This window comes from Terriglobales bacterium (assembly GCA_035543055.1).
In the GTDB taxonomy this organism is placed as follows: domain Bacteria; phylum Acidobacteriota; class Terriglobia; order Terriglobales; family Acidobacteriaceae; genus JAIQFD01.
The window spans coordinates 31,989-40,691 of sequence record DATKKJ010000075.1; the positions used below are offsets into that span (position 1 = coordinate 31,989).

Annotated in this window: 5 protein-coding genes; 3 read left to right on the plus strand and 2 right to left on the minus strand. The window is 60.5% G+C overall.

Translation table 11 applies throughout. From position 1 onward, the window contains the following. Positions 1-143: 143 nt before the first annotated feature. Together polA and VMS96_06090 are read right to left on the minus strand one after the other, a co-directional pair. Positions 144-2,876, minus strand: coding sequence for a DNA polymerase I (gene polA, locus VMS96_06085; GenBank protein ID HVP42981.1), 2,733 nt, complete (start codon positions 2,874-2,876; stop codon positions 144-146). Between the two features lie 115 nt (positions 2,877-2,991). After that, complete coding sequence (locus VMS96_06090) at positions 2,992-3,420, minus strand: hypothetical protein (protein ID HVP42982.1); 429 nt, start codon at positions 3,418-3,420, stop codon at positions 2,992-2,994. A 555-nt stretch (positions 3,421-3,975) separates the two neighbouring features. Here VMS96_06090 and VMS96_06095 point away from each other — a divergent pair. The 3 genes from VMS96_06095 to VMS96_06105 form a co-directional block, all read left to right on the plus strand. Further along, on the plus strand, positions 3,976-4,650 hold the full coding sequence (locus VMS96_06095; protein HVP42983.1) for a hypothetical protein: 675 nt from the start codon (positions 3,976-3,978) through the stop codon (positions 4,648-4,650). 865 nt (positions 4,651-5,515) lie between these two features. After that, the gene (locus tag VMS96_06100; protein HVP42984.1) at positions 5,516-7,960 is read left to right on the plus strand and encodes a TonB-dependent receptor; all 2,445 of its coding nucleotides are present in this window, start codon (positions 5,516-5,518) and stop codon (positions 7,958-7,960) included. Continuing rightward, positions 7,960-8,703 (plus strand): sialidase family protein (locus tag VMS96_06105; GenBank protein HVP42985.1); only part of this gene is annotated, 744 nt, incomplete at its 3' end. The genes VMS96_06100 and VMS96_06105, both read left to right, overlap by 1 nt.

Consider the following 8,703-nt stretch of genomic DNA (forward strand, 5'->3'; position numbering starts at 1 on the left):
ACGCGCCAGGGAAGCGAGCAGGGCTCGCATGAGTCCTGATACTTGCGCTTTTAGTCCCCAACCGGGATGACCGTCAAGGACATGAGCTCCCATTCTTGGCTGCGTCCCGGATCGGGAAGGACGATCTCGGGGGTCCCCAGCGATCACTCCAGGTCTCTCCAGTTCGGCCCCACCCCCATGTCCACCACCAGCGGCACCTTGAGCGGGTGCGCGTTCTCCATGCGGTCTTTCACCAGTTCGCGCATGGTCTCAACTTCATCCTTGGGAACCTCGAAGACCAGTTCGTCGTGGACCTGGAGGGTCATGCGCGAGCGGAGTTTGCGCCGGCGGATCTCCTCATCGATGCGGATCATGGCGATCTTGATGAGGTCGGCGGCGGTGCCTTGCAGCGGGGTGTTGACCGCGGTGCGCTCGGCGAAGCCCCGCAGGTTGGGGTTCTTGCTGTCGATGTCGGCGATGGGCCGCACCCGCCCGAACAGCGTGCGTACCTTCTTGTCGCGGCGGCACTCCTCCAGCGTCCGGTCGATGAACCGCCGCACGCCCTTATACGTCTCGAAATAGTTGGAGATGAACTTCTTCGCCTCGCCGGTCTCGATCCCGAGCTGCTGCGACAGGCCGAACGGCGAGAGCCCGTACACGATGCCGAAGTTCACCGCCTTGGCGCGGCGGCGGTGCTCGGCGTCGATCATCAGCGGCGGCACGCCGAAGACCTTTGAGGCGGTGAGCGTGTGGATGTCGTCGCCGCGCCGGTAGGCCTCGATCAGCAGCGGATCTTCGCTGAGATGCGCCAGCAGGCGCAGCTCGATCTGCGAATAATCCGCGGATAGCAGCACGCAGCCCGTGGCCGCGGTGAAGGCGGCGCGGATCTCGCGTCCCAGCTCGCTGCGGATGGGGATGTTCTGCAGGTTCGGGTCGGTGGACGACAGCCGCCCGGTGGCGGTGTTGGTCTGGCCGAAGGTGGTGTGCAGGCGCCCGGTGTGCGGATGGCAGAGCTGCGGCAGCGCGTCCACGTAAGTGGACTTCAGCTTGGAGAGCTGACGGTACTCGATGACCTTGCGCGGGACCTCGTGGGTCAGCGCCAGCTCTTCCAGGACTGCCGCCTCCGTGGTCCGGGTCTTGCCCTTGCCGTACTTCACCGGCGCCGGTAGCTGGAGTTTGTCGTAGAGGACTTCGGCGAGCTTCTTGGGCGAACTGATGTTGAACTCCAGGCCTGCCAGTTCGTAGATCTCCTTCGCCTTGGCTGCGACCTCTTTTTCCAGCCGCTTCGACATCCTTACCAGGACGTCGCTGTCGATGTTCACGCCCGCCGCTTCCATGCGGGCCAGTACCGGAACCAGCGGCAGGTCGATCTCGTCGTACACCTTCAGCAGGCCGGCTTCTTCCACCTCTCTGCGCAGGATCGCGGCCAGCCGGCCGGTCACGTCCGCTGCCTCCGCCACCGAGCCCGACAGCTTCAGGTTGAAGCGCCGCAGGGCGACGTCTTCCAGGTCGTGCGAGGCATAGGTGGGGTCGAGCAGGTAGGAGAAGAGCATGGGCTCGTCGCGCACGCCGGCGATCTCGGCGTCGTGCGCCTCCAGCGCATGGATCGCCGCCTTCCAGTCGTGAAGCGCCTTGGGGACCGTTGCGTCAGCCAAGGCCTTCTTCAGCGCCCCGCTCGTGTCGTTCGCACCCAGCGTCACGCTCAAAGCGCTGGCAGCCGCCGCCGAGATTGCCACCGCGAGCGGGCGGTCGGGCTGAGGCGCAACCGCGCTCAGAGGTAGCTTGGCCGCTCCGCCTTCTTCTTCCTCGTCATCCTCCTCCTTCGGTGATGGCTGCGGCAGCTCCACCGCGACCGCCAGCGCCGCGCGTTTCTTCAGCGACTTGACTGCTTTCTCCACATCCGCCGCCGACTTGGCCTCGCGGTACTCGGTCTCCCCCAGCTTCACCGTGGGCTCGAAATCCTTGGCCAGGGTGGTGAATTCGAGTTCGGTGAACAACGCTCGAGCGGCCTCGGCGTCGGTCTCCTGCGCCCGCATCGACTCGAGGTCGAGGTCGATGGCCACGTTGGTGTCGATCCGCGCCAGCTGCTTCGAGAGCAGGATGGCCTCGCGGTTGTTCTGCAACGACTCGCGGTAGGTGCGGCGCTCGACCTCGGCGGCGCGCTCCAGCGCCTTCTCCACCGTGCCGAACTGCTTGATGAGCTCGACCGAGCCCTTGTCGCCGATCCCCGGCGCGCCCGGGATGTTGTCGATGGCGTCGCCGCGCAGCGCCATCACGTCCACCACCTGCTCCGGCCGCACTCCCAGGATCTCCTCCACCTTGGCGGGGTCGCAGATGAGGTTGTCCTTGGGCGGGTTCAGCACGTGGACCTTGTCGGTGACCAGTTGCAGCATGTCCTTGTCGCTGGATACCACGAACACCGGATGCGAGCGCTCCGCCAGCTTGCGCGCCAGCGTGCCGATCACGTCGTCGGCCTCGTAGCCCGGCATCTCCAGGATGGGGATGCGGTAGGCCTCCAGCGCCCGCCGGATGTAGGGCAACTGCTGCGCCAGATCGCCCGGCATCTCCGCCCGGTTCGCCTTGTAGCCCTTGTACTCGACCTCCTGGAAGGTCTGGGTCTTGCTGTCGAACTTGCGGACGGTGGCCATCTGCGCCGCCTGCTGGTCGCGGAAGGTGGGCGCGGCCACATCGAACACTGCTGCCAGATACTGGGGCGAGAAATCGTCGCGCAGCTTGCGCAGCATGTTGACGAACACGTAGGTGGCCGCGGTCGGGATCCCGGTCCGTGTGGACATCGGCCGCTGCCGCGCCATGGCGTGGTAGGCGCGGAAGATGAACGACATAGCGTCGATCAGGTAGACGGCGGGCTTCGGCGGATTGGGAGACTTGGAGGGCAACGCTTCAGTGTAAAGCCGTCAGCGGTCAGCCGTCAGCCATCAGTCGTCAGCCGTCAGCGGTCAGCCGTCAGCCATCAGCGGTCGAGTAAGTGCTATGGCGACTTATCAACAGTCATCACCAATAATAAGCAGCGTCGTCATGGAACAAACCTGCGGACACCATTCCACGAAGCTCCTGAAAGTCCTTGGCCCCGCTCGCACCAGCGCCACCCCAGATGAAATGAAGCTGCTTCTCCGAATCGATACTAAAGACGACCACTTCGTAGCTACGCCCGATTCCACCGTGCTCGTAATGGATAAACCATTCGTCATCCCTTACACCTGCGAATACTAGACGCCTGAATGGCAGACCGGGTTCGTCCACAACGTCTGTGACCTGATACTTCTCACCTGGGTTCGCCAACGCGAACTGCTTTTGGCCTGTGATTACTGCGAATGCGCGCTTGACCGTCGCTGGGAACGCTTCTGTCTTGGTGACGATCACGAATCGACCATCGAGGATGTGTTCCTTTTCTGGCTGGGTCAGCGACTTGTGGAATTGCAAATGCGAATAGTTAGCGGGCGTGCCGAAAGCCGACAGAGGTGGCGGAGTTCTTGGAGCAGCACGGGTACGGTAATATGCGGCGATTGCGACCACTACCGCTAGGCAAGCGGCGACTAGGACTACCAAACGCGGACGCATCTCGGGTTCCTTGAGTTCTCAGTATCCTAGACGCTACCAAACCCTCGATTGTTCCCCACGGCACCACGTGATTCAGTCAACCGACGATAAGCCCTTATCGATTGTGTGCTCCCGAAACGGGAACACTCCATGGTAGCCGGTCCCAGATCGGGAATGAGCGCCAAGTCACGCGGTTGGGTGCCTAAGGTCACTGCGCATCAGTTCGTCTCACGATAGCTTGCGAGGAGCGTCTAGTGCTTCTAGCTCGTACCTACCTCCGGCAGCACTCAGCGCGATGCCCCCTACGGCCACGGGTTCTCAGGGCCAAGTCTCTTTAGCTCACAGCCTAAGCCCCACTGCAAGAGAGGAGCAGTGGGTGCGCAGCCGTTCATTTTCGTGACAACCGAGATTGAGGTGGATTGTATGAAACTAAGAACGATGTTCCTGTTTCTGTTGATGATGTGCGTCGCTGTTATTGCCTCGGCTCAGAATGGGCCGAACCCGATGCTCTTCCAGCCCGGCGAAAACATCTACGGCCTGTCGTACGGCGACTGGACGGCAGCGTGGTGGCAGTACGTGATGCAGTACACGAACGACATCAATCCGTACTTCGATACAACAGGGTCGCTTTGCAACGAGGGCCAGGGTGGGCCGGTGTTCTACCTCGTCGGCTCGCCGACGGGCGCGACGTTGACCACCCGCTATTGCACGGTCCCAGCCGGCAAGGCACTGTTGATCCCATTAATCAACGCTGAGTGCTCGACGATCGAGGCCGGAGCTTTCCACATCGACAACGCGTCACAGGGACATACCTGTGCGCAGGCCTGGGCAGATGGCCTTGGCACCATCAGCATGACGATTGATCACCATAAGGTAAAGGACCTGACCAGCTATCGTTTCCAGTCGCCGTTCTACTACTTCAATGTTCCACCGGATAACAACTTTACCGGCACGGTTGGCCCGACTGAGGCCTGGTCGGTGTCCGATGGCTACTGGGTGATGGTGAAGCCGCTCAGCCCCGGCGTGCATGTGATCCATGTCTACGTGAGCATGGTAGGCGGGTTGGCAGCAGGTTCGATTCAGAATTTCACCTACGTGCTGACGATACAGTAGAAGCTCTGCCGTCTGACATGCTGTCTGGCCCTTCCCCAACTCGGCTCGACAAATACTTCGCTACCAGCCGCTCTTCGGGGCGGCTTTTTTTGATAGCTGTCGATAGCAGCCGTTATCACTCGTAATTCGCACGGAAACACCAATCGGTAGAGTTGTTACACATGGGCACCCGCAATGGCCGGCCAAATGTGACGGCAAGCGGTCAAAGCGATGGTGGGTCGAAGAGCAGATGCCGGACCACTGACATGTTCGGTGACTTCTCCGCAGACCTGCCGAACCTTAAATGGCTTTTGTGTTACTGATGGGATTGTCCGTTTGTGCAGGTCTCTGCGGAATGCTAGACTTTGGGGCAAAGTGTGGGGATTTTGCAAAAGCTGACTGCCAACACGGTGCTGTTATTTTTGTTGGCGCCATCGTTTGTGTGGTTGGCCATGCCGGACCCGCACTCCGCACTACCATCCTGCTGCCGCCGTGACGGCAAACATCATTGCGCGATGATGGCGATGGGGGAACCGCAGGAGAACGCTCCTTCGCTTCGTGCTTCCTCGCCGCAGTGTCCGTATCGCAGCGTTTTAGGGACACCTATGGGGCGCGGCATCGCAGGTCTACCCATCCGGTTTGCCTTTTTCACCGAAACCGTCGGCCAGTCGGACCGAATTGTTCAAGTCCTGGTGGACGCGCGCGTCTCCGAAGCTCGCAGCCACCTCAAGCGCGGCCCGCCCACACTCGCCTAGGCCACTAGAAACCGCCAGACAGACGCCCCAAATCCCCCAACTGCTTGGGTTGGCTCGGATCTGATCTGCGGCTGATTGGCAACTTCACGGCCGTGGTTTCTTACCGGGCTTTACCCGAATGAGGATGGCTTATGCGTTCTGCAAGCAAAATTTTCGCAGCATTGGTGATCGGCCTCGTTTCGCTGATCACGTGCTTGTCTGCACAAGGGCAGACAGGTGGGCGGGTCTCCGGCATCGTCAGAGACCCGAGCGGCGCGGCGATTGTCGGAGCCGGCGTTAACCTTCGCAACTCTGATTCCGGTGCAGCGAAAGAAACCATGGCCGGCAGTGACGGCTCGTATGTTTTCGAACAACTGCCAGATGGCAACTATGCAATTGCGGTCGAGGCAAAGGGATTCCAGAAATTGATTCGGAACGTCACGGTGAGTAATGGGACTGCCGTGAACCTGGTGTTGGATCTTAAAGTGGAGAAGCGGCAGGAAGTTGTGACTGTGGTTACGGAGGACGATTACTCGGTTCCGACCGCGACGACCGCGACCAAGATGGATACCCCGCTACTCGAGACACCGTTTGCGGTGCAGGTGGTTCCCAACTCGGTCATCGAAGATCAACAGGCGATCCGGCTGCAGGACATCACGCGCAACGTGAGCGGGGTGCAGACCAACTTCGGCTACGGGGACTTGTACCAGGCGTTTGCGTTGCGCGGCTTCGAGACAAATGTCACGCTCCGCAACGGCGAGCGCGTTTCGGGAGGAATTGGCCGCAGCGAGGTCGAGGTTGCCGACCTGGAGAGCGTCGAAGTACTGAAAGGACCGGCCGCGATGCTCTACGGGCGACTGGAGCCGGGCGGCATGATCAATGTGGTGACAAAGAAGCCGCTGGAGACTCCGCACTACTCGCTGCAGCAACAGTTCGGTTCGTTTGACATGTTTCGCACGACGTTCGATGCGACAGGGCCAATTCTCCACGATGGTTCGCTGCTCTATCGCACGGTGTTCACCTATTTCAACTCAGATGATTTCATTACGTACGCACCGCATGGCCAGACGATTTTTGTCGCGCCGAGCCTGAGTTGGCGGCCTACGAAGAAGCTCACGCTCAACTTGAATGTTGAATGGCGCGACGCCGACCCGCTGATCGCCAATGGAATCCCCGCGATCGGAAACCGACCGGCGGACATCCCCACGAATCTCTATCTCGGCGGCGATGTGGGCGATCGTGCCAATGTGCGGCGGAAGGTGCTCGACTTCAACGGGTCTTACGAGCTCAGTTCCAACTGGAAACTGCACGGGCTGGTCGCGGGCACGTTCGACGATATCGATTTCGAACAGTTCTTCGGCGGAAGTCTCGACGAGAGCCCCGGGCCAACCTTCGGCGATTTCACCAACATTCCCTGGTTCGACAAGCGGCGGTCCAAGGGTGTGAATACTGCGCTTGACTTGACGGGCCACTTCCGCACGCCGGGCATGAACCACAACCTGCTGGTGGGTACCGATTATTATTACCTCGATTTCAGTGATCGCGGATTTGTGAATGGCTGGGCTCCGGTAGACACGATGAACGTCTTCCATCCGGAGTTCCGCCGTCCCACTGCCTTCGGAATTCACGACCAGTTAGCAGCCACGGCGCCGGACTGGACCAGTATCGGCACCACGGCGTGGCACGGCCTCTACGTGCAGGACCGGATCGGACTGGGAAGGTACTTCCACGTGCTGGTTGGTGGGCGATACGACTGGACGCACGTGACCGCCGGAAGCATCACGCTGGAGTACGCCAACCCAGGCAGCACACTGAGCGACGTGGTTACAACGCCGATCAGCGAGGACCGATTCAGCCCAGTGGTGGGGTTCATCTTCCAGCCTGTGCATGGAGTCTCGTTCTATGCCAACTACGTCAGCTCGCTGGGAACATGGGGGACGTCGAACGTGATCGCCGTCGATATCAACGGCCACCCGCTTCCAGCGCAGCGCAGCCACTCGTACGAAGGCGGCATCAAGTTGGAAGCTATGGGAGGAAAGCTGACTTCGACGCTGGCCATCTTTGATCTCACAAAGACCAACATCGCCACACGCGACCTGTCGTCTCCGGATCCCACTGCCCTGCGCGCCATCGGCGAGGCGCACAGCTCGGGCGTCGAGGTGGATATCAGCGGAGCGCTGACGAAGCGATTGAGCTTGATTGGCAGCTACGCCTACACCAATGCAGAGTTCAGCAAAGACAACAGCGGGCTACAAGGATTGCGGATTGCCAATGTCCCCCGGCATTCCGGGAGTGTGTGGCTGCGTTCCGACCTCTTACGAGACAGGCTGGCCGTAGGCGCTGGCGCCTTCCTGCGTGGACCGCGCCAGGGCGACAACGAAAACACGTTCACGCTTCCAGGCTATGCGACGGTCGATGCCTATCTCGCATACACCTTCCGGCGGGAGCGGCACCGTGTCACGCCGCAGGTGAACTTCAGCAACCTGCTTGATAAACGCTACTTCATTAACACCAATGTCTATGACGCTTATCCGCGTCTGGGTATCATGCCGGGCCAGCCGTTCGCGGTGACGGGCTCCATCCGATGGGAGTTCTAATGTTGGATCGAACATGGACGCTCAGCGTTGTAGCACTGACATTGCCATTTGTACTCTCGGTGGGATGTCGAAAAAATGCGGACGATGCGCTGGCCTTCGAACCAGCGCCACGTCCGGTGATTGCGCAATCTGGGATTTCTCCCTCCCGGAATGCACAGGTGGGGGTCACGAATGTCTCATCAGTATCAGTGCACATGCTCGCACTGCTGGGCGAAGGCAACCTGACGCGTGTGGCACTGCTCAACTCCGAAGATGGTGGCGATACCTTCGGCCAACCTGTCTGGGCCAGTGAACCCGGAGGGGATGTGACCTCGGGAGGTGAGAACAGCCCTGCATTTGTGGTTACACCAGGCCCGATGTACGCGGCTTGGAGCGAGGGCCAGGAACTTCGCTTCGCACGCTCCATGACGTGGGGTGGAAGCTTCGAGAAGCCGATCCCTCTGAACGAAAAAACCGCCTTTGCCGGATATCCTTCGCTGGGAGTTGCGCCAAACGGCGACGTGTATGCCGTCTGGATCGACGGCCGCGATCAGCAGGGCGACGGATACAGCTACTCGATTTATTTGGCACGCTCGACCGATAAAGGGGCCAATTTTGGCAAAAACGTGCGGGTTGCCTCCGGAATCTGCCCCTGTTGCCGTCCCACTCTCAACTTCGGCCCGCAGGGAGAGGTGATGGTGTTCTGGCGCCACGTGTATCCGGGATCGATTCGTGACATGACGGTAGCAGTGAGTTTGGATTCA